The organism is Micromonospora noduli (genome assembly GCF_003264365.1).
Lineage (GTDB): Bacteria > Actinomycetota > Actinomycetes > Mycobacteriales > Micromonosporaceae > Micromonospora > Micromonospora noduli.
Genome location: NZ_PYAK01000003.1, coordinates 212006 through 237572, shown reverse-complemented (window position 1 = coordinate 237572; position 25567 = coordinate 212006). Strand labels below are relative to the sequence as shown.

17 protein-coding genes are annotated in these 25567 nt (G+C 72.2%); 15 read left to right on the top strand and 2 right to left on the bottom strand.

Features of this window, described 5'->3' with window-relative positions:
* The 9 genes from lysA to GUI43_RS04015 all read left to right on the top strand — a co-directional run bounded on the left by lysA (position 1) and on the right by GUI43_RS04015 (position 16811).
* Positions 1-1386 (top strand): diaminopimelate decarboxylase, encoded by a 1386-nt coding sequence (gene lysA / locus GUI43_RS04055; RefSeq protein ID WP_112698003.1) that lies wholly within the window; start codon positions 1-3, stop codon positions 1384-1386.
* An 8-nt stretch (positions 1387-1394) separates the two neighbouring features.
* Positions 1395-2705 carry a homoserine dehydrogenase gene (locus GUI43_RS04050; RefSeq protein ID WP_181541704.1) on the top strand — a complete coding sequence of 437 codons (1311 nt, stop codon included), beginning with the start codon at positions 1395-1397 and terminating at the stop codon, positions 2703-2705.
* Between the two features lie 139 nt (positions 2706-2844).
* A complete protein-coding gene (gene thrC / locus GUI43_RS04045) occupies positions 2845-3894 on the top strand; it encodes a threonine synthase (RefSeq protein ID WP_112625875.1) in 1050 nt (349 codons plus the stop codon).
* A gap of 141 nt (positions 3895-4035) precedes the next feature.
* On the top strand, positions 4036-7314 hold the full coding sequence (locus GUI43_RS04040; RefSeq protein ID WP_112698002.1) for an efflux RND transporter permease subunit: 3279 nt from the start codon (positions 4036-4038) through the stop codon (positions 7312-7314).
* Positions 7315-7474: 160 nt separating this feature from the next.
* A complete protein-coding gene (locus GUI43_RS04035; RefSeq protein ID WP_112583601.1) occupies positions 7475-8293 on the top strand; it encodes a polysaccharide deacetylase family protein in 819 nt (272 codons plus the stop codon).
* Between the two features lie 11 nt (positions 8294-8304).
* Positions 8305-9549, top strand: coding sequence for an MFS transporter (locus GUI43_RS04030; RefSeq protein ID WP_112583600.1), 1245 nt, complete (start codon positions 8305-8307; stop codon positions 9547-9549).
* Between the two features lie 64 nt (positions 9550-9613).
* Positions 9614-10558: a homoserine kinase gene (gene thrB, locus GUI43_RS04025; RefSeq protein ID WP_112583599.1), complete on the top strand. Its 945-nt coding sequence runs from the start codon at positions 9614-9616 to the stop codon at positions 10556-10558.
* 297 nt (positions 10559-10855) lie between these two features.
* On the top strand, positions 10856-13078 hold the full coding sequence (gene rho / locus GUI43_RS04020) for a transcription termination factor Rho (protein WP_112698001.1): 2223 nt from the start codon (positions 10856-10858) through the stop codon (positions 13076-13078).
* A 238-nt stretch (positions 13079-13316) separates the two neighbouring features.
* A complete protein-coding gene (locus tag GUI43_RS04015) occupies positions 13317-16811 on the top strand; it encodes a phosphodiester glycosidase family protein (protein WP_112698000.1) in 3495 nt (1164 codons plus the stop codon).
* Positions 16812-16854: 43 nt separating this feature from the next.
* On the opposite strand, the gene GUI43_RS04010 is transcribed toward GUI43_RS04015, so the two are convergent.
* A complete protein-coding gene (locus GUI43_RS04010; protein ID WP_112697999.1) occupies positions 16855-17751 on the bottom strand; it encodes a phosphatase domain-containing protein in 897 nt (298 codons plus the stop codon).
* 275 nt (positions 17752-18026) lie between these two features.
* On the opposite strand from GUI43_RS04010, the gene rpmE reads away from it, so the two are divergent.
* Positions 18027-18251: a 50S ribosomal protein L31 gene (gene rpmE / locus GUI43_RS04005; RefSeq protein WP_030333150.1), complete on the top strand. Its 225-nt coding sequence runs from the start codon at positions 18027-18029 to the stop codon at positions 18249-18251.
* A gap of 134 nt (positions 18252-18385) precedes the next feature.
* Complete coding sequence (prfA, locus tag GUI43_RS04000) at positions 18386-19474, top strand: peptide chain release factor 1 (protein WP_112583595.1); 1089 nt, start codon at positions 18386-18388, stop codon at positions 19472-19474.
* A gap of 44 nt (positions 19475-19518) precedes the next feature.
* Here the strand turns inward: prfA and GUI43_RS03995 are convergent, their stop codons facing one another.
* Positions 19519-21063 carry a GGDEF domain-containing protein gene (locus tag GUI43_RS03995; protein WP_112583594.1) on the bottom strand — a complete coding sequence of 515 codons (1545 nt, stop codon included), beginning with the start codon at positions 21061-21063 and terminating at the stop codon, positions 19519-19521.
* A 73-nt stretch (positions 21064-21136) separates the two neighbouring features.
* On the opposite strand from GUI43_RS03995, the gene prmC reads away from it, so the two are divergent.
* The 4 genes from prmC to GUI43_RS03975 all read left to right on the top strand — a co-directional run bounded on the left by prmC (position 21137) and on the right by GUI43_RS03975 (position 25561).
* On the top strand, positions 21137-22084 hold the full coding sequence (gene prmC / locus GUI43_RS03990; RefSeq protein ID WP_112698032.1) for a peptide chain release factor N(5)-glutamine methyltransferase: 948 nt from the start codon (positions 21137-21139) through the stop codon (positions 22082-22084).
* Positions 22084-22731, top strand: a complete 648-nt coding sequence (locus GUI43_RS03985; protein WP_091406475.1) for an L-threonylcarbamoyladenylate synthase — start codon at positions 22084-22086, stop codon at positions 22729-22731. The genes prmC and GUI43_RS03985 overlap by 1 nt, the downstream gene beginning before the upstream one ends.
* Positions 22732-23343, top strand: a complete 612-nt coding sequence (locus tag GUI43_RS03980) for an arsenate reductase/protein-tyrosine-phosphatase family protein (protein ID WP_112583592.1) — start codon at positions 22732-22734, stop codon at positions 23341-23343. It abuts the gene before it with no gap.
* A 106-nt stretch (positions 23344-23449) separates the two neighbouring features.
* Positions 23450-25561 (top strand): transglycosylase domain-containing protein, encoded by a 2112-nt coding sequence (locus GUI43_RS03975; RefSeq protein ID WP_112697998.1) that lies wholly within the window; start codon positions 23450-23452, stop codon positions 25559-25561.
* The last annotated feature ends 6 nt before the right edge of the window (positions 25562-25567 follow it).

Here is a 25567-nt window from a genome sequence, read left to right as displayed (position 1 = left end):
ATGAGGGCTCATGAGGCCGGTGCGCTGCACGCGGACATCAGCAACCAGGGGCCGGCCTGGCTGCGTACCCCGGCCGACGTCAACGCCCTCGTGCCGGCGCTGTGGCCGCGGTCGGTGACGCGTGGCGCCGACGGCGCGGTCGCCGTCGCGGGCCTGAGCGTCCGCGACATCGCGGCCGAGTTCGGCACCCCGGTGTACGTCCTCGACGAGGCCGACCTGCGCTCGCGCTGCCGCGACTTCCGGGCGGCCTTCCCGACCGAGGACGTGTTCTACGCGGGCAAGGCGTTCCTCTGCCGGGCGGTGGTCCGGATGATCGCCGAGGAGGGGCTGCACCTGGACGTCTGCACCGGTGGCGAGCTGGCCACCGCGCTGTCGGCCGGAATGCCGCCGGAGCGGATCGGCTTTCACGGCAACAACAAGTCGGTCCCCGAGCTGGGCCGGGCGCTGGACGCCGGGGTGGGCCGGATCATCGTCGACTCGTTCACCGAGATCGACCGGCTCACCGCGCTGGCCCGCGAGCGCGGGGTCCGGCCCCGGGTGCTGGTGCGGGTCACTGTGGGCGTCGAGGCGCACACCCACGAGTTCATCGCCACCGCCCACGAGGACCAGAAGTTCGGCTTCTCGCTGGCCGGCGGTGCCGCCGCCAACGCCGCGTTCAAGATCCTCGACGAGGGTGTGCTGGAGCTTCGCGGGCTGCACTCGCACATCGGCTCGCAGATCTTCGACGCCAGCGGCTTCGAGGTCTCGGCCCGGCGGGTGCTCGCCCTTCAGGCGCAGATCCGCGACGCGCGCGGAGTGGAGCTGCCCGAGCTGGACCTGGGCGGCGGCTTCGGCATCGCGTACACCACCCAGGACGACCCGGCGACGCCGCAGGATCTGGCCAAGCGGCTTCGCAAAATCGTTGATTCGGAGTGCGCGGCGGAGAACCTGGCCGTGCCGCACCTGTCGATCGAGCCGGGCCGGGCCATCGTCGGGCCGGCCGTGTTCACCCTCTACGAGGTCGGCACGGTCAAGGACCTCGACGGCCTCCGGACCTACGTCAGCGTCGACGGCGGGATGAGCGACAACATCCGCACCGCCCTCTACGACGCGTCCTACTCGGCGACGCTGGCCTCGCGGGCCTCGACCGCGCAGCCGTTGCTCGCCCGCGTGGTGGGAAAGCATTGTGAGTCCGGGGACATCGTGGTGAAGGATGAATTCCTGCCCGCCGACGTGCAGCCCGGAGATCTTGTCGCAGTGCCCGGCACCGGTGCGTACTGCCGAAGCATGGCCAGCAACTACAACCATGTGCCCCGGCCACCGGTGGTCGCGGTGCGCGACGGCCAGGCGCGCCTGATCGTCCGGCGGGAAACCGAAGAGGACCTGCTCGCATTGGATGTTGGATGACGTCACCTGTGCGCTTGGCGCTGCTCGGCTGTGGCACTGTCGGCCAGGAGGTGGTCCGGCTGCTGCACGAGCAGTCGGCCGACCTCACGGCACGGATCGGCGCTCCGCTGGAGATCGCCGGCATCGCCGTCCGTCGGCTCGGCCGCGACCGAGGTGACCTGCCGGTCGACGAGGACCTGTTCACCACCGACGCGCTTGGCCTGATCAAGCGCGACGACGTGGACGTGGTGATCGAGGTGATCGGTGGTATCGAGCCGGCCCGGAGTTGGCTGGTCGAGGCGCTGCGCGCCGGCAAGAGCGTGGTCACCGCCAACAAGGCGCTGCTCGCCGAGGACGGCGTGGCCCTGCACGAGGCGGCGGCCGAGGGCGGCGGCGACCTCTACTACGAGGCGTCAGTGGCCGGGGCCATCCCGCTGCTGCGTCCGCTACGGGAGTCGCTGCACGGCGATCGGATCAACCGGGTCACCGGCATCGTCAACGGCACCACCAACTTCATCCTCTCCGCGATGGACGCGACCGGCGCCGGCTTCGCCGAGGCTCTCGAAGAGGCCACCGCCCTGGGGTACGCGGAGGCCGATCCGACCGCCGACGTGGAGGGCTTCGACGCGGCGGCGAAGGCGGCGATCCTCGCCTCGCTGGCGTTCCACACCCGGGTCGGCGCCGCCGACGTGCACCGTGAGGGCATCACCGAGGTGACCGCCGCGGACATGGCCAGCGCCCAGGCGATGGGCTGCACGATCAAACTGCTCTGCATCGCGGCCCGGGGTGTCGACCCCACCGGCCGGGAGACGGTCAGCGTCCGGGTGCACCCGGCGATGATCCCGCGCAGCCACCCGCTGGCCAGCGTCGGGGACGCGTTCAACGCGGTCTTCGTGGAGGCGGACGCGGCCGGGCAGTTGATGTTCTACGGTCGGGGCGCCGGTGGCGCGCCCACCGCCAGCGCGGTGCTCGGTGACGTGGTCGCGGTGTCCCGCAACCGGCTCGCCGGGGTGCGCGCGGCCAGCGAGAGCGCGTACGCGGACCTCGCGGTCCGGCCGATGGGTGAGGCGTTGACCCGCTACCACGTGAGCCTCGACGTGGCCGACCGCCCGGGTGTGCTGGCCTCGGTGGCGAGCGTGTTCGCCCGGCACGACGTGTCGATCGCGACGGTGCGGCAGGGTTCGGCGGGCGGGCCGGCGGGCCGCGACGGCGACGCCGAGTTGGTCATCGTCACGCATGTGGCACCGGACGCCGCGCTCGCCGCGACCGTCGGTGAGCTGCGCGGTCTGGACATTGTCCGTTCGGTGACCAGTGTGCTGCGGGTCGAGGGCGGCGCCTGAGTCGTTGCATCATCGACGGGGTGGCTCGCGCGTCCCGCCAGGTGGGTAAGCCGGGGTGTGCCATTGACCACTCCAGCGGGCTGGTCCAAGGTGGCCCTGACAATCGGGTGGGCGCGGCGGTAGAGGCGAGGAGAGCGACATGTGGCGGGGTCTGATCGAGGCGTACCGGGATCGGCTGCCGGTCACCGCGGCCACGCCGGTCGTGACGCTGCACGAGGGCAACACCCCGCTGTTGCCGGCGCCGGTGCTGTCCGCCCGGCTCGGTTGCGACGTGCACCTCAAGGTGGAGGGCGCCAACCCGACCGGCTCCTTCAAGGACCGGGGGATGACCCTCGCGGTGTCCAAGGCGGTCGAGGCCGGCAACAAGGCCATCATCTGCGCCTCCACCGGCAACACCAGCGCCTCCGCCGCGGCGTACGCGGCCCGGGCCGGATTGACCTGCGCCGTGCTGGTGCCGCAAGGCAAGATCGCGCTGGGCAAGCTGGCCCAGGCGCTGGTGCACGGCGCGAAGCTGCTCCAGGTGAACGGCAACTTCGACGACTGCCTCGCGACTGCCGCCAAGCTCGCCCAGGACTACCCGGTCGCGTTGGTCAACTCGGTCAACATCGACCGGCTGCACGGCCAGAAGACCGCCGCCTTCGAGATCGTCGAGGCGCTCGGTGACGCGCCCGACATCCACTGCCTGCCGGTCGGCAACGCCGGCAACATCTCCGCGTACTGGATGGGATACGCGGAGGAGTTGGCCGCCGGCGCCACCACCCGCACCCCGAAGATGTACGGCTTCCAGGCCGCCGGGGCGGCCCCGATCGTGACCGGTCAGGTGGTGCCGGAGCCGTCGACCATCGCCACCGCGATCCGGATCGGCAACCCGGCGAGCTGGACCAAGGCGTTGGATGCCCGGGACGCCTCCGGTGGCCTGATCGCGTCGGTGACCGACCGGGAGATCCTCTCCGCGTACCGTCTGCTCGCCCGTGAGGTGGGGGTCTTCGTCGAGCTGGGCAGCGCGGCCAGCGTGGCCGGCCTGCTGCAGCAGGCCGCGGCGGGCGCGGTGCCGCCCGGTTCCACGGTGGTCTGCACGGTGACCGGCCACGGGCTGAAGGACCCGGAGTGGGCGATCTCCACCGCGCCGGCGCCGGTGACCATCGCGAACGACCCGCTGGCCGCGGCGCGCGCCCTCGACCTGGCCTGAGCGCGCCGCCGTCCGGGTGGTGACCGACGGCGGGTAGCGCGACGGCGGTGCGGCCCGGGGGCGGCGGGGGTCGGGGTATGCGAGTCCGGCACACTTTCGGGTATCCCCGCCCGCATTCTCGTTCAGGAGTGAGCCAGGCCGATGTCGCTGCTCGCCAGATTCAGCCTCGCCAACCGAGGGCTGATTGCCCTCATCGCGGTGGTGACCACGGTGTTCGGAGTGTTCGCCGTGCCGTCGCTGAAGCAGCAACTGCTGCCGTCGCTCGAGTTCCCGGCCGCGTTCATCGTGGCTCCCTACCCCGGCGCCGGCCCCGAGATCGTCGAGTCGCAGGTGACCGAGCCGATCGAGAACGCCCTCCAGGGCATCCCGGGGCTGGACCAGGTCACCTCCACCTCCCGCGAGGGGGCGGCCACCGTCCAGGTGACGTACGAGTTCGGCACCGACCTCGACGACGTGGTCAACAAGATGCAGACCGCGTTGAGCCGGATCGGCGCCCAACTGCCGGAGGGCGTCGACCCGCAGGTCATCGCGGGTAGTACCGACGACCTTCCGGCGGTGGTGCTGGCCGCGGCCGGCACAGCGGACGAGCGGGCACTCGCCGAGAAGCTGCGCGCGACAGTGGTGCCGGAGCTGGAGGGCATCGAGGGGGTACGCACGGTCGAGGTGACCGGCACCCGCGACGACGTCGTGGTGGTCACCCCGGACCCGGCGAAGATGGCCGCCGCGAAGATCCAGCCGACGGCGATCGGCGCGGCGCTGAAGACCAACGGCGTGGCGGTTCCGGCCGGCGCGGTGACCGACGGCGCCCTGGCCCTCCCGGTGCAGGTCGGCACCCCGATCTCCACCCTGGAGGAGCTGCGCGGCATCGTGGTCGTCCCGGCTGCGGCACCCGTTCGCCTCGGTGACGTGGCGACGGTCGAGCAGCAGCTCGCCCCGGCCACGGCAATCACCCGGACCAATGGCAAGGACAGCCTCGGTATCGCGGTCACCGCGGCACCGGACGGCAACGCCGTGGAGATCTCGCACGAGATCCGGGACCGGCTCGACGACCTGAAGGACGCCTCCGGCGCGGAGCTGACAGTGGTCTTCGACCAGGCGCCGTTCGTCGAGAAGTCGATCGAGTCGCTGACCACGGAGGGTCTGCTGGGCCTCGTGATGGCGGTCATCGTCATCCTGGTCTTCCTGCTGTCGGTGCGCTCGACGGTGGTCACCGCGGTCTCCATCCCGCTCTCCGTGCTGGTGGCGCTGATCGCCCTGTGGATCGGTGACTACTCGCTCAACCTGCTCACCCTCGGCGCGTTGACCATCGCGGTGGGTCGGGTGGTCGACGACTCGATCGTGGTGTTGGAGAACATCAAACGACACCTGGAGTACGGCGAGGAGAAACGGCACGCCATCATCACCGGCGTCCGCGAGGTCGCCGGTGCGGTGACCGCGTCCACCCTCACCACGGTGGCGGTGTTCGCGCCGATCGCGCTGGTCGGCGGGTTCGTGGGTCAGCTCTTCGCGCCGTTCGCGATCACTGTGACGGTGGCCCTGCTCGCCTCGCTGCTGGTGTCGCTGACAGTGATCCCGGTCCTCGCGTACTGGTTCCTCAAGCCGCGCGGCGGCACCGCGGACGACGAGGCGGTACGGCACGCCGCGGAGGAGAAGGAGCTGCGCAGCCCGTTGCAGCGGGCGTACCTGCCGGTGATCGGGTTCGCCACTCGCAAGCGGTCGACCCGTTGGATCACCGTCGGGCTCGGCCTGCTGGTGCTCTTCGGCACCTTCGGTCTGGCGCAGAAGTTGGAGACCAACTTCCTGGACGACTCCGGCCAGGACACCCTTAACATGAGCCAGGAGCTGCCGGCCGGCAGTGGCCTGGCGGCCACCGACGCGGCGGCCAAGCAGGTCGAGTCGGTGCTGTCCCGCACCGACGGCGTCGAGACGTACCAGGTGACCGCGGGCGGCGGGGACAACCCGTGGGCGGGCGGCGGCGGCAACAACGTCGCCAGCTGGTCGCTGGCGCTCGACGGTGACACCGACGCGAAGCAGATGCGTGAGGTGCTGCGCAAGGAGTTCGACAAGCTCGGCGCCGGTGTGGGTGAGATCAGCTTCGGTGGCGGGCAGGAGGCGTCGACCAGCCAGCTGGAGGTGATCGTCCAGGCCAGCGACCCGGAGGCGCTGACCCGGGCCGCCGAGGAGGCGCGGGCCGCGATGGCGGGAGTCCCGGACGTCGAGGACGTGTCCACCAGCCTTGCCGCGCGGGTGCCGCGGGTCGACGTGGTGGTCGACCGGGTCGCCGCCGGTCGGGTCGGGCTCACCGAGGCCGCCGTGGGGCAGCTCGTGTCGCAGGCGTTCCGGGGAGCGCCGCTGGGCCAGGTCGCGCTCGACGGCCAGCAGCAGAACGTGGTGCTGCGGTTGGGCACGCAGCCGCCGGTGACCGTGGAGGAACTGCGGGCACTGCCGGTCGGTCCGGTGAAGCTGGGCGACATCGCGAAGGTCACTCAGGGCGAAGGCCCACAGCAGGTCACCCGGATCGACGGTGAGCGCAGCGTGTCGGTGACCGGCGCGGCGACCGGCTCGAACCTGGGCGCGACCAGCCAGGAGTTGCAGAAGCGTCTGGACGGCATCAACGTGCCGGGTGCGAGCTTCACCATCGGCGGTGTCAGCGCGGATCAGGCGGATGCCTTCGCGGACCTGGGCCTGGCGGTGCTGGCCGCGATCGCCATCGTCTTCCTGATCATGGTGGCCACGTTCCGCAGCCTCACCCAGGCGCTGATCCTGCTGATCTCCATCCCGTTCGCGGCGACCGGCGCGATCGGTCTGCTGTTGATCACCGGGACGCCGCTCGGTGTGCCGGCGCTGATCGGCGTACTGATGCTGGTCGGCATCGTGGTGACCAACGCGATCGTGTTGCTCGACCTGATCAACCAGTACCGAGCACAGGGCATGGGGGTCCGGGAGGCGGTGGTCGAAGGTGGCCGTCGCCGGCTGCGCCCGATCCTGATGACGGCGGTGGCGACCATCTTCGCGCTGCTGCCGATGGCGTTCGGGTTGACCGGTGAGGGCGGCTTCATCTCTCAGCCGCTGGCGGTCGTGGTGATCGGTGGTCTGCTCAGCTCGACGCTGCTCACGCTGATCCTGGTGCCGACGCTGTACACGATGGTGGAGCACACCAAGGAGTCGCTGCGGGCTCGGCGCGCACGGCGGCGCTCCGGAGGGTCGGCGGTGACCACGACGGAGGCCGACGAGGTGCCAGCGCCGAACCAGGTCGCGGTGCCGAGCGGCGCGCCCGCCCCGGTCGCGGCCGAGGGTGTGCAGCCGGCCGGGCGGCCCGCGCCGTCGGCCGCGTTGGTGGAGGGCACGGACCAGTTCGAGGTGCTGCGGCTGCCGCGTAGCCGTACCTCGCCGCTGCCTCCGGCGGAGCCGACCGAGTAGGTCGCAGCGTGGTTCGGAACGCCCCCGGCGGATTTTTCGCCGGGGGCGTTCCAGGTTCATTCGACCGAAAACACTCCGACTCGACGACCCCACACTTTGTGTAACTTCTTGCATACTCCTCGTAGGCAGGTGGGGGTGTGGGTGAAGCGAGGGCGGGCGGATGGCCGAGGGCGCGCGCGGGTGGGGACGGCGCGATCTGCTGCGCCGTGGCCTGCTGGTGGTGGGCGGCGTGGCCATCGGTGCCGGGACGTCGGAGGCGTGGCGGATCACCCATCGCCGGACGCCGATCGCCGGCGGCCCTGCCGGCACCACCCTCGGTAACGGCCAGCAGGACGTCGGCAGCGGCGCGCTGGAGGTCGTCTGGTCGGGGCGGACCAACCAGCGCCTGGTGGCCCTCACCTTCGACGACGGCCCGGCACCACAGTGGACTCCCATGGTGCTCGACACTCTGGCCCAGCACCGGGTTCCGGCCACCTTCTTCATGGTCGGGGCGCAGGTCCGCCGGCACGCCGACGTCGTCCGCGACCGGCTCGCCGGGCACGAGGTGGGAAACCACAGCTGGGAGCACCGGGACCTGGCCGCACTGGACGCCGCCGAGGCGTACGACGACCTGCGCCGCAGCCACGACGCGATCGCCGACCTGACCGGGGTGCCGCCGGCGCTCCTCCGCCCGCCGTACGGCCACCTGGGCGGGGCGGTGCTGCACGCGGCGGCCCGGCTGGACTATCGCCTGGTGCTCTGGTCGTTGCAGATGGTGGAGCGCGAGTTCCCCGACGATCCGGCCGGTCACGCCCGACGGATCGTGGCCGCGGTCCGACCGGGAACGATCGTGCTCGGCCACGATGTGGGGGCGCGCCGACGGCTGGTCGCACTGCGAGGGCTGACCGACATGATCAACGGGCTACGGTCGCGCGGCTACACCTTCGTCACGGTCTCGGCGCTGCTGGGAGCGGGTATGGCTTCGACGACGACCAGGTAGGGTCGCGCTCCGTGGCGTCCACCCTCTCGGTTCTGACCGGCAATCGGAGCTTCCGCAACCTCTTCCTCGCCGAGCTGGTGGTCTTCGGCGCCGACTGGTTCGTCATGGTGCCGCTGCTGGTGCTGCTGCCGCACCTGACCGGCAGCGGCGTCTGGGGCGCGCTGGTGTTGGCGGTCGACACCGGCATCGTGGCGTTGCTGCTGCCGTACACCGGCACGATCGCCGACCGCTTTGACCGCCGGAAGATCATGATCGCCGCGAACGTGGCCGCGCTGGCGGGCGTGCTGCTGCTGCTCGGCGTGCGCAACGCCGGAACGGCCTGGCTGGCGCTGGTCGCGATCGGCGTGGTGGCGGTCGCCAAGGCGTTCTACTCGCCGGCCGCCCAGGCCGCCCTGCCCAACGTTCTGGAGCCGCACGAGCTCGCCGCTGGCAACGCCGTCGCCGGCTCGGCCTGGGGCACCATGACAGTGGTCGGTGCGTCGCTCGGTGGCGTGCTCAGCACCGCTGCCGGCCCGTACGTCTGCTTCTGGGTCGCGGCGGCGGGCCTCGCGGCGGCTGCGGCCCTCGCCACCCGGATCCGCCGGCCGTTGCAGGCGCCCCGGGACGCCGACCAACCGGCCCAGCGGACCTGGTCGGCGGTCCGCGAGGCGCTCGGCTACATCGGTCACCGGCCCCGCGTGCTCGCGCTGGTCACCGTCAAGTCCGCGGTGGGCCTGGGCAATGGCGTGTTGACCGTGTTTCCGCTGCTGGCCGGCGTGTACGGTGTCGGCCCGCTCGGTGCCGGACTGCTCTTCGCGGTACGCGGCGCGGGAGCGTTGGTGGGGCCGATCCTGATGCGCCGGGTGTTGACCAACCGGGCCTGGCTACTGCCCGGGCTCGCGCTGTCCATGTCGCTCTACGGCCTGTCCTACCTGGGCACCTCGGTGGTGCGATGGTTTCCGCTGGTGCTGCTGCTGGTCTTCGTGGCGCACTTCGCGGGAGGCAGCAACTGGGTGATGTCGAACTTCGCCCTTCAGGGTGAGGTTCCGGACCGGCTGCGGGGCCGCGTCTTCGCCACCGACATGATGCTGGCGACGCTGGCGATCTCGGTGAGTCAACTGGCGGTGGCCCTGGTGGTGGACTCGGTCGACGAACGGGTGGTGCTCGCCGGCTGCGGTCTGATCACCCTCGTGTACGCGGTGGGCTGGCGGATCGCCACCCGCCGGCTGTCGCTCACCGATCCGGCCGTCGAGCCGGTCCCGGACCCCGCCGGCTGAACTCTGCGGTCCCAGGCAGCGGGCTCGGAACCGGTTCGTCGGTCCCGAGCCCTAGCATGAGCGCGTGCCGACGAACTTCACCGCCGAGCCGGTCCGGGTCCGCGTCCCGGCGACCAGCGCCAACCTGGGCCCGGGCTTCGACGCGCTGGGTCTCGCCCTCGGGCTCTACGACGACGTGGCGGCCGAGGTCGCCTCGGGTGGTGTCCGGGTGACAGTGACCGGGCAGGGCGCCGGTGAGCTGCCCGACGACGACCGGCACCTGGTGGTGCGGGCCATGCGCGCCGCGTTCGACGTGCTCGGGGCCCACCCCGCGGGGCTGAGCGTGGAGTGCGTCAACCGGATCCCCCAGGCACGCGGGCTGGGCTCCTCGTCGGCCGCGATCGTCGCCGGGGTGCTGCTGGCCCGTGCCCTGGTCGTTGATGGGCAGCACCGCCTCGACGACGCCGGCGCGCTGCGGCTGGCCGCCGAGATCGAGGGCCACCCCGACAATGTGGCGCCGTGCCTGCTCGGCGGTTTCACAGTGGCCTGGTCCGAGCCGGGCGGCGCCCGGGCGGTCTCCCTGCCGGTCGCCGCCGCGGTGCGGCCCACTGTTTTCGTTCCGGCGGAACGCGGGTTGACCGCGACCGCGCGGGCCGCTCTGCCGGCAACCGTGCCGCACGGTGACGCCGCGTTGACCGCCGGGCGGGCAGCACTGCTGGTGCACGCGCTCACCACGGATCCGACCCTGCTGCTGCCGGCCACCGTCGACCGGCTCCATCAGGATTACCGTGCAGCCGGGATGCCAGGCACGTCTGCCCTGGTCAGCGCGTTACGAGCGGCCGATGTGGCAGCTGTGGTCAGTGGGGCGGGGCCGACTGTGCTGGCGCTCAGCCAGCCTCCAGCGGGCTTCCCAGTGGGAACAGACTGGGAGATCTGGCAGTTACCGATAGACGTCAGCGGCGCGCGGGTCGCGCGGGGTAGACTTGGACACGCCGAGCGGGACCCTGTTGCCGCAGGTCGGAAGAGTTGATTACGCTCTAGACCTAGCACAGCCGCGAAGCACGCGATCTCCTGCGGGGCGGCGCACCCCCGAAGCTCTCGGCGGTCAGCCCGTCTACCCCTGCCAAAGGCCCACGCCGCACCGCAGTTTCCACAGGTCGCCGCAGACGGCGAGACCTGCTCACCGACGTTGGTGAGTCGGGATACCGACCGGCTGCTGTGTCACAGACTCCCGCGACGCGTCCTTGCGAGGCGGGTGCACCGAGGCCGCCCGGCCACCTGAGCTCCGACTCCGGGCAGTCCCGGCCTTATCGAGGGAAGGAATCCATTGAGCGACACCACCGACGTGACGTCGGATGTTTCCAACGTCGCTGGCGATGCCACCGCCGCCGCTCCCGCCCGTCGTCGGCGTAGCGGCACCGGTCTGTCGGCGATGCTGCTGCCAGAGCTGCAGAGCCTGGCTGCGTCGCTCGGCATCTCCGGCACGGCTCGCATGCGCAAGGGCGAGCTGATCGCCGCGATTTCCGAGCGGCAGGGCGGCAACGCCGCCGGGACCCCTCGACCACGGGCCGAGGTCGCGGCCGCGGCCGCCCCGACCCGCGAGGGGGTGCGCGCCGAGGTGCGGGAGACCGCCGACCGGCCGGCAGCCGAAGGACGCGGTGCCGAGCAGGTGCCGGCCGAGCCGGCCGCCGAGACCGAGGGCCGTAGCCGCACCCGGCGGAGCCGGACCGCAACGGCAGAGGCCCGTACCACCGAGGCTCGCCCCGCTGAGGCACGGGCGACCGAGGCGCGGGCGACTGAGACGCGGGCGACCGAGACGCGGGCGACCGAGGCTCGGACCGACGAGGCGGAAGCCGGCGAGCGGGCCGACCGTGGCGAGAACCGCCGCGAGCGGGCCGAGCGTCCGGAGCGCGCCGAGCGTGCCGACCGGGGCGAGCGGACCGAGCGTGCCGACCGGGGCGAGCGTGCCGACCGGGGCGAGCGGACCGAGCGTGCCGACCGGGGCGAGCGGACCGAGCGTGCCGACCGGGGCGAGCGGACCGAGCGTGCCGACCGTACCGAGCGGACCGAGCGTGCCGACCGTACCGAGCGTGCTGACCGGGGCGAGCGTGCCGATCGTGGCGAGCGCAACGACCGGGGCGAGCGTTCCGATCGTGGCGAGCGCAACGACCGGGGCGAGCGTTCCGACCGGGGCGAGCGTGCCGAGCGCAACGACCGACCCGATCGCGGTGACCGCAACGACCGCAACGACCGTGGTCAGCGTGTCGAGCGGGACAGCGACGACGACGACGAGGGCGGCGGCCGGCGCGGCCGGCGAAGCCGTTTCCGGGACCGTCGCCGTGGGCGCGGCGAGCGCACCGAGACCGGTGCCGACACCGGCGGGCGTGAGCCGCAGGTCAACGAGGACGACGTGCTCGTCCCGGTGGCCGGCATCATCGACGTGCTCGACAACTACGCCTTCGTGCGGACGACCGGTTACCTGGCCGGCCCGAACGACGTGTACGTCTCGATGTCCCAGATCAAGAAGTACGGCCTGCGCCGCGGTGACGCGATCACCGGTGCGGTGCGGGCGGCCCGAGAGGGCGGCAACAGCGGCGACCAGCGGCGCGACAAGTACAACCCGCTGATGCGGCTGGACACGATCAACGGGATGGAGCCGGAGGAGGCCCGGCGTCGTCCGGAGTTCTACAAGCTCACCCCGCTCTACCCGCAGGAGCGCCTGCGGCTGGAGACCGAGCCGCACATCCTGACCACCCGGGTCATCGACCTGGTCATGCCGATCGGCAAGGGCCAGCGGGCACTCATCCAGTCTCCGCCCAAGGCGGGTAAGACGATGGTGCTGCAGGCGATCGCGAACGCGATCACCCGCAACAACCCGGAGTGCCACCTGATGGTGGTGCTGGTGGACGAGCGGCCTGAAGAGGTCACCGACATGCAGCGGTCGATCAAGGGCGAGGTCATCGCGGCCACGTTCGACCGTCCGCCGCAGGACCACACCACGGTGGCGGAGTTGGCCATCGAGCGGGCCAAGCGCCTCGTCGAGCTTGGGCACGACGTCGTCGTGCTGCTCGACTCGGTGACCCGGCTCGGTCGGTCGTACAACCTGGCGGCACCGGCCAGCGGCCGGATCATGTCGGGTGGTATCGACTCCACCGCGCTCTACCCGCCGAAGCGCTTCCTCGGCGCGGCCCGCAACATCGAGAACGGCGGGTCGCTGACCATCATCGCCACGGCGCTGGTGGAGACCGGGTCCATGGCGGACACGGTCATCTTCGAGGAGTTCAAGGGCACCGGCAACGCCGAGTTGAAGCTGGACCGGAAGATCGCCGACAAGCGGACCTTCCCGGCCATCGACATCAACCCGTCCGGTACGCGTAAGGAAGAGGTCCTGCTCGCACCGGAAGAGCTGGCCATCATCCACAAGCTCCGGAAGGTGCTGCACTCGCTGGACTCGCAGGCCGCGATGGATCTCCTGCTGGACCGGCTCAAGCAGTCCCGCACGAACATCGAGTTCCTGATGCAGATCGCGAAGTCGACGCCGGGGGAGTAACCATCCCCGGGTGACGACGAAGGGGCACGGCCATCGCGGCCGTGCCCCTTCGTCATGTACCTCGTCGCCTTTGCCCGGGAGGGGGTGGCCGGCCCGGCACCTGCGATCGGTGGGAGCCGCAACGGGCTGGCGACGACGCCAACGGAACCGATGCCCGAGCGGTGAGTTGTTGGAATTTTCCTTCGGTTCAGTCGACAGGTATTGAAACTTCTATTCATATCCGGGTTGACTGTCGTCCATGCGTACCCGCAGACGATCCGCCCGCCGCACCGGCGTCCTGCTGCTGACGCCGCTGCTCGCCCTGGCCCTGTCGCCGCCGGCCACCGCCGCGCCCACCATCGACCTGCCCACCGTGGCCTCATCGTCAGTGGCCTCACCCACCATCGCCGAGGACGCGCCGCCCGCGTCCTCCCGCCCGGCCGGCTCGGTCAGCCTGGCCGCCGCCCCGACAGTCGCGACCGCCCCGACCGCCGACGCTGGCGGTGTGGAGCCGGCCGGCGGGCTGGAGACCACGAAGGCCACCCGGCCGGTCGCGCCGGGGGTCCAGCTGACGTCCTTCGACAGGTACGACGCCGAGGGCTGGCTGCGCGCCGACGCGCTCACCACCGACCTGGCCGGCGGCTCCACCGTCGACTACGTCAACTCCGGCGCGGTCAGCCGAGCCGAGCCGCTGCGAAAGGCGGTGGACCAGTCGCACGCGGTCGCCGCGGTCAACGGTGACTTCTTCGACATCAACAACTCCGGCGCAGCCCAGGGCGTCGGCGTCCGGAACGGCGAGCTGATCCAGTCGGGGGTCAGCGGTCACCGCAACGCGGTGGCGGTCACCACCAACGGGCTCGGACGGGTGATCGAGGTGAACTTCGACGGCAGCGCCACACTGCCCACCGGGGCGGTCCCGCTGACCCAGTTCAACAACATGGTGCAGGCCGACGGCATCGGCGCCTTCACCGAGCTGTGGGGGACGTACTCCCGGCAGCGTGCCGTGGAGGGCGCGGCCCGGGTGGTCGAGGTCACAGTGACCGGCGGTCGGGTGGCCGCGGTGGGAAGCGTGGCCGGTAGCGGCCCGATCGTCGCAGGCAGCACCGTGCTGCTTGGCCGAGACCTCGGCGCGGACGCGCTGGCCGCCCTGCGCCCCGGTGACCCGGTGGCGGTGGCCTGGCGGCCGAAGCCTTCCGACGGCAGCACCCTGCACGCGGCGGTCGGGGGCGGCAACGTCCTGGTCCGCGACGGCGTCGTGCAGAGCATCGCCGACCCGACCCTCGCCCCCCGCACCGCCGTCGGGTTCAGCTCTGACGGTCGAAAGATGATCATGCTGACGGTGGACGGCCGCCAGGTCGACAGCCGCGGGGTGACGCAGACCGAGATGGGCCGGATGATGGCCGAGCTGGGCGCCCACCACGCGCTCAACCTGGATGGTGGCGGATCGTCCACACTGCTGGCCCGGGAGCCGGGCGCACCCGCAGTGCAGCTGGAGAACGGCCCCTCCGACGGCAGCGAGCGGGCCGTGCCCAACGGCCTGGCCATCTATGCCCCGAAGGGGAGCGGGCGACTCACCGGCTACTGGGTCGAGACGGCCAGCGACCCCACCGCCGCCCCCGGCGTATCACCGGTGCGAGGTGGGCGGCCCGACCGGGTCTTCCCGGGGCTGACCCGCACCCTCACCGCATCCGGCTACGACGAGACGTACGGCCCGGCGGCCGGCGCCCCCACCTGGCGGGCGACTCCGGCGGTACGCGGCCGGGTCGGCCGTGACGGCGTGTTCCGCGCCGCCGTACCGGGGGCCAGCACGGTCATCGCCGCACGGGGGCACGTCACCGGCTCGCTGAACCTCACGGTGCTCGGCCCGCTGGTCCGGATCGGCACCACCGCGCCGCGGGTCGGGCTGACCGGCCGGGACGGTAACGCGGTGGTCGGTGTGGTCGGGTACGACGCCGAAGGCAACACCGCACCGATCGAGCCGGCCGACCTCACAGTCGACTACGACCGGGACCTGCTGCGGATCACCCCCACCGGGGACGGCAACCTGTCCATCGCCGCGTTGCGGGACACCGGCTCGGGCCTGGTGACCGTTCACGTCGGACGCACGAGCGCTGTCCTGCCGGTCACCGTCGGGCTGACCGACGTGCCGGTCGCCGGCTTCGACGACGCCGCGACCTGGCGGTTCAGCCAGGCCCGCGCCAGCGGTTCGGTCGCGCCGGCGCCCGGGCACACCGGCACCGGCCTCCGAATGTCGTACGACTTCAGCCAGTCCACCGGCACGCGGGCCGCGTACGCCGACCCGCCCGCCTGGATCGAGGTGCCCGGTCAGCCGCAGGCCTTCGGGATGTGGATCCACGGCAACGGCACCGGGGAGTGGCCCAGCCTGCACCTGCACGACGCCCAGGACACCCAACACGTGCTGCGTGGCCCGCTGATCACCTGGACCGGCTGGCGGTACGTGGAGTTCGCGGTGCCGGCCGGGGTGCAGTACCCGGTGCGGGTACGCCGTTTCTACGTGGCCGAGACGAACGCCGCGGCGCAGTACACCAGCGAGGTGATCATCGACGACCTGGTGGCGAAGGTGCCCCCGACGGTCGACGTGCCGGAGGTGGCCCCGCGTACCGATCGGGTGGTGGTCCGCGACGGCACTGTGGACGGCGCGCCGTGGCGGTTCGCGGTGCTCTCCGACGCCCAGTTCGTCGCCGCCGACCCGGACAGCGACCTGGTCGCCCAGGCCCGGCGGACGTTGCGCGAGGTGCGGGCGGCCCGGCCGGACTTCCTCCTGATCAACGGCGACTTCGTGGACACCGCCTACCCGGCCGACTTCGCGCTGGCCCGGCGGATCCTCGACGAGGAGTTGGGCGACGCGCTGCCCTGGTACTACGTGCCCGGCAACCACGAGATCATGGGCGCCCCGATCAGCAACTTTGCGGCCGTGTTCGGTGCCACCTCCCGGGTGTTCGACCACAACGGCACCCGGTTCGTCACGTTGAACTCGTCCACCGGGACGCTGCGCGGCGGAGGCTTCGACCAGGTACGGATGCTCCGCGAGACGCTGGACGCGGCGGCCACCGACCGGCGCGTGGGTTCGGTCGTCGTCCTGCACCACCACCCGCTGCGCGACCCCAGCCCGGCGCAGGCCAGCCAGCTCGGCGACCGCAAGGAGGCGGCGCTGCTGGAGCAGTGGCTGGCCGACTTCCAGCACCGCACCGGCAAGGGCGCGCTGTTCGTGGGCGGGCACGTCGGCACCTTCCACGCCGACCGGGTGGACGGGGTGCCGTACGTGATCAACGGCAACGCGGGCAAGACGCCGTCCACCCCTGCCGACCAGGGCGGCTTCACCGGCTGGACGGAGTTCGGCGTGGACCCGGTGACCGCGGCCGAGGCCGACCGGGCCCGTCGTAACCCGCTCGCCGAGGGCCCGCGCTGGGTGGACGCGGAGTTCCACGCGCACGCCGACCGCCTCACGGTGGCCGCCCCGGCCAGCGTCACGGTCGGCACCCCCGCGGCGGTCACCGCCACGCTGACCCAGCCCGGCGGGCGTACGGTCCCGGTGGCCGCACCGGTCAGCGCCGACTGGTCGGCCTCGCCGGGAGTGCACGTCGGCTCGGCGGCCGGGGTGCGCCCCTGGCACACCGCCCGATTCGATCCGGCCACCGGCACCCTGACGGCACTGCGGCCCGGCGCGCCGATACGCCTGACGGTCGAGGTCAACGGCGCCCGTGCCGAGGCCACCATCACCGTCACCGGGTGAACTGTCCGGACGGGCCCCCACGCGAGGGGCCCGTCCGGACACCTCAGAAGTCGCCGTCGGCCACCTGAAAGACGGTGAGACCGAGGGATCGCCACATCTGGACCACCTGGACGCGGTCGTCGAAGACACCCGCCACCCGGTAACGGTCCCGGATCTCCCGGTCGTAGATCTCCCGCTTGACGATCGAGTCCTTCCGGGAGTCGCCGACGGCCCGCAGGTGCAGGCCCAGGTAGGGCACTCGTACGTGCCGGGCCAGCCACGCCTCGGTGGCCGCGCGGGCGGAGGCGTCCCGCCCGGAGCAGAAGACCACCGCGTACCCGGCGGCGTGCATCGCCCGGACCGCCGCGATCACCGCCGTGTTCGGCTCGTCCTGGCCCACCCGGGTCATGTCGTACGGGCTGCGGGAGACGGCCAGCGCGACGGTGCCGTCGATGTCCACCAGGACGATCTCCGGTGGCTCGGTCGACGGCGGGTGCACCACGGCGGGGCGTCCGGTACGGGCCTGCGGCACCGGCAACGGCAACTCCCGACCCTCCAGGTACCGCTCGTGCAGCCGGCGGATCGCGTCCGCGCCGACCTGGTCGGCGGCCGGCCGGGCGGCGTCGCGGCGCAGACACTCGTCCAGCGGCACGTCGGTGAAGTCGTGCACCTCGAAGTCCGCGCCGTGGCGGGCGGCCAACTCGGCCCAGTCACGCAGCGTCCGTGAGCGCAGGTTGGTGTCGTCCACGCAGACGTCCGCGCGGGCCCGCAGCAACGCCTCGACCTGGGCCCGTTGGACGACGGTCACCTGGGCCTCGGCCCACTGGGTGAAGAGCCGCTCGCCGTGCAGCATCCGGCGCAGGTCGTCCCGGTTGACCCGGACCACTGAGGGCTGGAGCGTGCGGGCGAACGTCGTCTTGCCCGAGGCGGGCAGTCCCCGGGTGGCGATCAGGCGGGTCAACGACGCACCTCCGGCTCGACGGGCGTACCCCGGCCGGGGTACCTGGCGGCGATCCGCCGGGTGCGCGAATGCCCCGTTGGCCGGCGGGAATGCGGACGGGTAGGCACGTGTTGACGATGCCGGACGAGGTGTGCGGCCCGACTACCGGGTCGGCTCAGGCCCATGGCACACTGGTCAATCGGCCACCGGTTCCGGTTCACGCCCGAGCCCGTCGCGTACGGCGCGACGAGCGATGACGGCGACCCGGCGACCACCAACGAGAGGACCGAGGCGAGATGAAGGCAAACATCCACCCGGAGTACGTGACCACCGAGGTCAGCTGCTCCTGTGGCAACACGTTCACGACCCGCAGCACCGCCAAGGGCGGGGCGATCCACGCCGAGACCTGCAGCGCCTGCCACCCGTTCTACACCGGTAAGCAGCGCGTTCTCGACACCGCCGGCCGGGTCGCGAAGTTCCAGCAGAAGTACGCCAAGGTTCAGGCCAAGAAGGCCAAGTAACTCCTCGTTCGGCGCCCGCGTCCGGTTTTTCGCCGGATGCGGGCGCCGTCCGCATTTTCCTCCGTTTTCGCCCGGCCGCTGGCCCCCCGGCCCCGGCCCGGGTCGTCGCGCACCGTCGAAGGAGCATCCGCAGCATGAGCAGCGAGCGTCTGGCCGGCCTTCTCGACGAGTACGCGGAGCTGGAGAAGCGGTTGGCCGATCCGGCCATCCACGCCGACCAGGCCACCGCGCGCAGGGTCGGCCGCCGGTACGCCGAGCTCGTGCCGCTGCACAAGGCCGCCGACGAGTTGGAGCAGGCCCGCGCCGATCTGGTCGCGGCTCGCGAGCTGGCCGCCGAGGACCCGTCCTTCGCGGCTGAGGCGGACGCCATCGCCGGCTCCCTGCCGGTGCTGGAGGAGCGGCTCGCCGAGCTGCTCATTCCGCGCGACCCGCACGACGCCAAGGACGTGATCGTCGAGATCAAGGCCGGTGAGGGCGGTGAGGAGTCGGCGCTGTTCGCCGGTGACCTGCTGCGGATGTACACCCGGTACGCCGAGCGGCACGGCTGGGTCACCGAGGTGATCGACGCACAGGATTCCGACCTCGGCGGGGTCAAGGACGTCTCCCTGGCGATCAAGACCAAGGGTGTGCCGGACGGCGGCAACGGCGTCTGGTCGCGGCTCAAGTGGGAGGGCGGCGTGCACCGGGTGCAGCGTGTCCCGGTGACCGAGTCGCAGGGCCGGATCCACACCAGCGCCGCCGGGGTCCTGGTGCTGCCGGAGGCCGAGGACGTCGACGTCACGATCGACCAGAACGAACTGCGCATCGACGTGTTCCGCTCGTCCGGTCCGGGTGGCCAGTCGGTGAACACCACCGACTCGGCGGTGCGGATCACCCACCTGCCGACCGGCATCGTCGTCTCCTGCCAGAACGAGAAGTCCCAGTTGCAGAACCGGGAGCAGGCGATGCGGATCCTGCGGGCCCGGCTGCTCGCGGCCGCCCAGGAGCAGGCCGACGCCGCCGCCTCGGACGCGCGCAAGGCGCAGGTGCGCACCGTGGACCGCTCGGAGCGGATCCGCACCTACAACTTCCCGCAGAACCGGATCACCGATCACCGGATCGGCTACACCGCGTACAACCTGGATCTGGCACTCGGCGGCGAGCTGGACGGGGTGCTGGACGCCCTCACCGAGGCCGACCGCGCCGCCCGGCTCGCCGGCGACACCGAACTGACCCGCCGCTGACCGCGGCGTCGAGCCGCAGCGCGTCTCGATGCCAGCCCGGAGGGTCAGCTCGCGCGGGGGCGGGTCTTGGCGCGGAGCATTTCGCGGTCGGCCTGCTCGAACGCGACGCTGAGCGCGTCGCGTAGCCCGCTGCCACCGGAGACCTCGGCGAAGCCGATGCTGACCCCGACCGGGGTGCCGGGGACCAACGACTCCCAGTCCTCCAGGCGGACCGCGGCCTCGATCCGGCGCGCCACCTCGGCGGCCTCGGTCATGCCGGTGTCCGGCAGCACCACCACGAATTCGTCACCGCCGTAGCGGGCCACGAAGTCGCCCCGACGCATCACCCGGTTGATCACACCGGCGATGCGTTGCAGCACCAGGTCGCCCGAGTGGTGCCCGTGCCGGGTGTTGACCGCCTTGAAGCCGTCCAGGTCGCAGACGCCGATCACCACCCGATCGCCGCGGGTGACCACGGCCGTGATGTAGCGCTCCAACCGGCGGCGGTTGGGCAGCCCGGTGAGCGGGTCGGTCAACGCCTCGCCCTCGAAGCGTGCCGCCTCGCGGCGCATCTCCTCGTGGTCGATGCGGGCGGCGATGCCGTCGATGTAGACGTCGCGCAGCCGGTCGTTGCGTTGCGCGGCGAGCCGGAACGCCAATCGGTCGGCCCGGTGCGCCGCCAGGTGGTCCCCGGCGCGGGTCAACGCGATGCTGCGCAGCCGGGCCGGCTCGGCCGCCCCGAGCGTCTCGTTGGAGACCTGGACGGTGTCCAGTCGGGCGACCGCCTCGATCGGCCGACCGTCGGCGACGGCGAGGCACACCTGCCCGAGCTGACGCAGGTCACGGGCGCGGGCGCTGTCCCCGCCGTGGGTGATCAACCGGGCCGGCTCGGGGCCTTCGGTCGCCACCTGGTCGCCGAGCGCGGCCTGTCGGGCCGCCGCGTAGCCGTACGCGGCGAGGCTGCTCGGGCGTAGCTGGCTGGCCCGGCCGGCTCGGACGAAGCGGGTGAGGTCGGCGGCCACGTCCCGGAGCACCCGCAGACAACCGTCGCTGTCGCCGTTGTGGTCCAGGGCCACGGCGTTGCGCAGCCGGATGCCCGGCGCGGCGAACGTCTCCTCCGGGATCCCGGCGGTCAGCCCGAGCTGCCGGGCCCGCTCGATGGCCCCCAGGGCGTACCCGTGGAAGCTGAGGTAGCTGTAGGCCATGGCCAGGTCGTGCCAGCCCCAGGCGGTGTCCCGGTCCGGGTCGGCGACGGCGCCCAGCGCCCGGGCCGCCCGGACGAGGTGCATGACACAGCGGTCCAGTGCGCCCTGGTGGTGCGCGGCGAGCGCGGCCAGCGCATTGAGGTGACCGTGCAGATAGGGCTCGGCGAGGTCGCGGACCGCCGCCGACGCCTCCTCGATGGCCCGGGTGAACTCCGCTGTCCGACCGAGATTGATCAGCGCGGAGAGGCGCTGCACCATCGCGTCCGCTCGCGCTGCCGGGTCGTTGGTGGTGCGGATCACACGCTCCAGCAGGACGTACGCCTCCGCGGAGCGGCTGGCCTCCTGCAACGCCCGGGCGTGCGTCAGGGCGTCAACCTGGTCATCGACCCGGTCGAGCCAGCCCACCCGCCAACCTCCTGTCGTGCGCGCCTGGGCGCACCTGTTCGTCACGCCGCCCGCGACGCTTCATGATTATGTCGTGAGTACTTTGCCGCAACACCCCCCCGAAGGGACAGGCCCCACCCGGCCGTCCGCCGCGGTGACCCGAGCGGCCCGCGCGCTCGCCGCCGCCGGGGTCGGCTCCGCCCGGGTGGAGGCCGAGTTGCTGGCGGCGTACGTGCTCGGGGTTCCCCGGGGTCGGTTGGCTCTCGCCGACGACCTCAACGACGACCAGCTGGTGCGGCTCGACGAGTTGACGCGCCGCCGCGCCGCGCGCGAGCCGTTGCAGCACCTGACCGGTCGGGCCGGGTTCCGGCACCTGGAGCTGTCGGTCGGCCCGGGTGTCTTCGTGCCCCGGCCGGAGACCGAGCTGTTGGCCGGCTGGGGTGTCGAGCAGGCGCAGGGCCGGCCCGACCCGGTGGTGGTGGACCTGTGCAGCGGCTCGGGCGCGATCGCCCTGGCGTTGGCTCAGGAGCTGCCGGGAGCGCGGGTGATCGCGGTGGAGCGGTCCCCGGCGGCGCTGGCCTGGTTGCGGCGCAACGCGGCGGAGCGCGCCGCGGCGGGAGACCGGCCGATCGAGGTCGTCGAGGCCGATGTGACAGCGCCGGACCTGCTGGCCGAGCTGGTGGGCCGGGTGGACGTGCTGCTGTGCAACCCGCCGTACGTGCCGGACGACGTGGTGGTCCCGCCGGAGGTGGCCGGGCACGACCCGGCGGAGGCGGTCTTCGGCGGCGCGGACGGTCTGGTGGTGATCCGGCCGGTCGTCGCCCGGGCGGCGGTGCTGTTGCGCCCGGGGGGCGTGTTCGGCGTCGAGCACGATGACACCCACGGCGCGGCGGTGCCCGAGCTGCTCGCCCGGGACCGCGGCTTCACCGCCGTGGCGGAGCATCTGGACCTCACCGGGCGTCCCCGCTACGCGACCGCGTCCCGACGGGCGGACGGCCAGCACGCCCCGATCGGGGCGGCGTGGCAGACTGACTCCTCGTGATGCTCTACGACTGCCGGTCGCCCGCCGATCGGGACCGCGGCATCGCTGCGGCGATCGAGGCGGTCAAGAACGGCGAGCTGGTCGTTCTTCCGACGGACACCGTGTATGGGATCGGCGCGGACGCGTTCACCCCGTACGCGGTGAAGGCGCTGCTCGATGCCAAGGGCCGGGGCCGGCAGATGCCGCCGCCGGTGCTGATCGGCTCGCGGCACACCCTGGACGGGTTGGTCTTCTCGCTGCCCACTGCCGCACGGGACCTCGTGGAGGCGTTCTGGCCGGGTGCCCTGACGATCGTGGTCGAGCACTCGCCGAGCCTGCAGTGGGACCTGGGCGACAAGACCGGCACGGTGGCGGTGCGGATGCCGCTGCACCCGGTGGCGTTGGAGGTGCTGCGCGAGACCGGCCCGATGGCGGTCTCGTCGGCCAACAAGACCGGCCAGCCGGCCGCGGTCACCGCCGACGAGGCGCGTGACCAGCTCAGCTACTCGGTGCGGGCCTATCTGGAGGCCGGCCCCTGCCCGGACCCGGTGCCCAGCACGATCGTGGATCTGACCGGTGAGGTGCCGCAGCTGCTGCGGGCCGGGGCGATCCCGCTGGAGAAGCTGCGTGACGTGGTTCCGGATCTCGTCGACGGTCGGGCGGTCTGAGTGCCCCCGTTCACTGTTCTGCACGTCTGCATGGGCAACATCTGCCGCTCGCCGATGGCGGAGCGGCTGCTCGCCCTGGCGGTGCGGGAGCGGCTGACCCGGCGTTCGCAGGACCCGGCCCAGGCCGAGGAGTTGGTGCACAGCCACAGCGCCGGCACGGGTGGCTGGCACGCTGGCGAGGAGATGAACCCGCCGGCGGCACGGCAGGTCACCGGCCGTGGTGGGGACGTGGCCGGGTTCGCCGCGCGCAAGCTGCGCTCGGACCACATCGACGCCGCCGACCTGGTCCTGACCGCCACCGCCGACCAGCAGGAGTACGTGGTGGCGCTTCGTCCGGACGCGGCGGCCCGCACGTTCGTGCTGGGCGAGTTCGGCCGGCTGCTGGCCGCGGTGGACGCCGCCGCGCTGCCGCCGGGTGACGCCACCCCGGAGGCCGTGTACGCCCGGGGGGTGGCGCTGGTGGCGGCGGCGCACGACGCGCGGCTGGGCGCCTCGGCGCTGGCCACCGATGATCTGGACGACCCGTGGGGTCGTGGCGACCAGTGCTTCAGCCGGGTCGCCGACGAGATCGAGGAGACGGTCCACCCGCTGGCCGGCGCGCTGCTGCCCTGAGCGTGGTGCGAGTTTCCTCCGGGTTTGGGGAAAACCCAGGGCTAAAGGGGCGTTCCGGGTCATTCTGAACGGGTCCTAGCGTGACCGGCTCCTGCGGGGAGAGCTGATGATCCGGGCCCAACTCGACAAACTGCTGACCGTGGTGATCGCCGGAGTGCTGGCCGGTCTGGTGCTGGCCGCCGCCGCCCTACCCGCGGCCCTGGTCCTCGGGATCGGCTTCAGCGCCCTGTCGACGCCGTACTCGGAGCTGCCGAACACACTCCGGACGCCGCCCACCGCGCAGCGCTCCAACCTCTACGCCAACGACGGCACCACCGTGATCACCTCCTTCTACCAGGAGGACCGCGTGGACGTGCCGCTGCACGAGGTGGCTCCCGTGATGCGCCAGGCGATCGTGGCCGCCGAGGACGTCCGGTTCTACCAGCACAGCGGGGTCGACCTGCGGGGCGTGGTGCGCGCGTTCACAGTCAACAAGCGCGACGGCCGGACCCGGCAGGGCGCCTCCACGCTGACCATGCAGTACGTCCGCAACGTGCTCAGCAACGATCCCCGACTGACAGAGGCGCAGCGGGACGCCGCCACCGAACTAACCACCGTCCGCAAGCTCCAGGAGATGCGGTACGCGCTGGCGTTGGAGCGGGAACTCGACAAGGACGAGATCCTGACCCGCTACCTCAACATCGCCTACTTCGGTGCCGGGGCGTACGGCATCGCGGCGGCCAGCAAGCGGTACTTCTCCCGCTCCCCGGCCGAGCTGACCCTGGCCCAGGCGGCACTGCTCGCCGGTCTGGTGCGTTCGCCGGACAGCGACGATCCGATCAACGGCGACGCCGACAGCGCGGTGGCCCGCCGGTCGTACGTGTTGGAGCGGCTGGTGGAGTCGGGGCAGGTGCCGGCGGACGCGGCGGCGGCGGCGCGCGCCGAACCGCTGCAACTGCGGCCCAGCGAGACCCCGAACGACTGCACGGGCGTGCCCGACGCCCACAACGACTGGGGCTTCTTCTGCGACTGGTTCACCCGCTGGTGGAGCAGCCAGTCCGCGTTCGGGGCGACCGCCGACGAGCGGCAGCGCACGCTGCGCCGGGGCGGCTTCTCCATCGTGTCGTCGCTGGACCCGGGGGTACAGCGGGCCACCACCGAGCAGGTGCGGAAGATCTATCCGACGACCAGGGCCGAGGCGGTGCCCACCGCAGTGGTGCAACCGGGCACCGGGCGGGTGCTGGCGATGTCGGTGAACCGCGCCTACAGCGTGGCGGACAACCCGGTCGGGCAGAAGAACCGCCCGAACACCGTCAACCAGTTGATCGCCGGCGGCGGCGCGATCGAGGGGTACCAGGGCGGCTCGACGTTCAAGCTCTTCACCCTGCTGGCCGCGCTGGAGTCCGGCCTGCCGCTGTCGACCGACTTCGTGGCGCCGACCCAGTTGCTCACCCGCTTCCCGGTGACCGGGGGAGCGAGCTGCGACGGACGGTGGTGCCCGGCGAACTCCAGCCCGTCGTCGATGGACGGGCCCCGCACCATGTGGAGCGCGTTCGGTCGCTCGGTGAACACGTACTTCGCCTGGCTCACCGAGAAGGTCGGCGCCGACCGGGTGGTGGAGATGGCCGAGCGGCTCGGCATCGTGCTGCGGGCCGAGTCCGACGCCAAGCTGGCCCGCTACGGCGCGAAGGACTGGGGCCCGTTCACCCTGGGCGTGGCAGCGACCACCCCGTTGGACCTGGCCAGCGCGTACGCCACGGTGGCGGCCGAGGGGACCTGGTGTGCGCCGCTGCCGGTGGTCTCGATCACCGACTCGGGCGGCCGGCCGGTCGACGCCGCCAAGCCGGACTGCCGACAGGTGCTCGACCCCGACGTGGCGCGGGCGGCCACCGACGCGGCCCGCTGTCCGGTCGGCGACCAGTCGATGTACGGACGCTGCGACGGCGCCACCGCACCCGGGTTGCGGGCGAAGCTCGGCCGTCCGGTGGCGGGCAAGACCGGCAGTTCGGAACGGTACGAGACGGAGACGGTGGTGGCGTTCACGCCGCAGCTCGCTGTCGCCTCGATGGCCGCGAACCCGGACGATCCGCGGGACGCGGTCGGTCAGGCGGTGCAGGCCCAGATGGTGAACGCGGTCGGCGAGGTGCTCGCCTTCGCCCTGCGCGACCAACCGGTCCGCGACTTCGTCCCGCCGAGCGAACGAACCGCCTTCCAAACCCAACCCCAAGCCGGCAACTGACCCACG

Excerpts from the sequence above, each read along its gene's own strand:
- thrC (WP_112625875.1), top strand. The coding sequence starts at position 2,845 with ATGTGGCGGGGTCTGATCGAGGCGTACCGGGATCGGCTGCCGGTCACC.
- GUI43_RS03985 (WP_091406475.1), top strand. The coding sequence starts at position 22,084 with ATGCTCTACGACTGCCGGTCGCCCGCCGATCGGGACCGCGGCATCGCT.
- GUI43_RS04040 (WP_112698002.1), top strand. The coding sequence starts at position 4,036 with ATGTCGCTGCTCGCCAGATTCAGCCTCGCCAACCGAGGGCTGATTGCC.
- GUI43_RS04015 (WP_112698000.1), top strand. The coding sequence starts at position 13,317 with ATGCGTACCCGCAGACGATCCGCCCGCCGCACCGGCGTCCTGCTGCTG.
- lysA (WP_112698003.1), top strand. The coding sequence starts at position 1 with ATGAGGGCTCATGAGGCCGGTGCGCTGCACGCGGACATCAGCAACCAG.
- GUI43_RS03975 (WP_112697998.1), top strand. The coding sequence starts at position 23,450 with ATGATCCGGGCCCAACTCGACAAACTGCTGACCGTGGTGATCGCCGGA.
- GUI43_RS04035 (WP_112583601.1), top strand. The coding sequence starts at position 7,475 with ATGGCCGAGGGCGCGCGCGGGTGGGGACGGCGCGATCTGCTGCGCCGT.
- prfA (WP_112583595.1), top strand. The coding sequence starts at position 18,386 with ATGAGCAGCGAGCGTCTGGCCGGCCTTCTCGACGAGTACGCGGAGCTG.
- rpmE (WP_030333150.1), top strand. The coding sequence starts at position 18,027 with ATGAAGGCAAACATCCACCCGGAGTACGTGACCACCGAGGTCAGCTGC.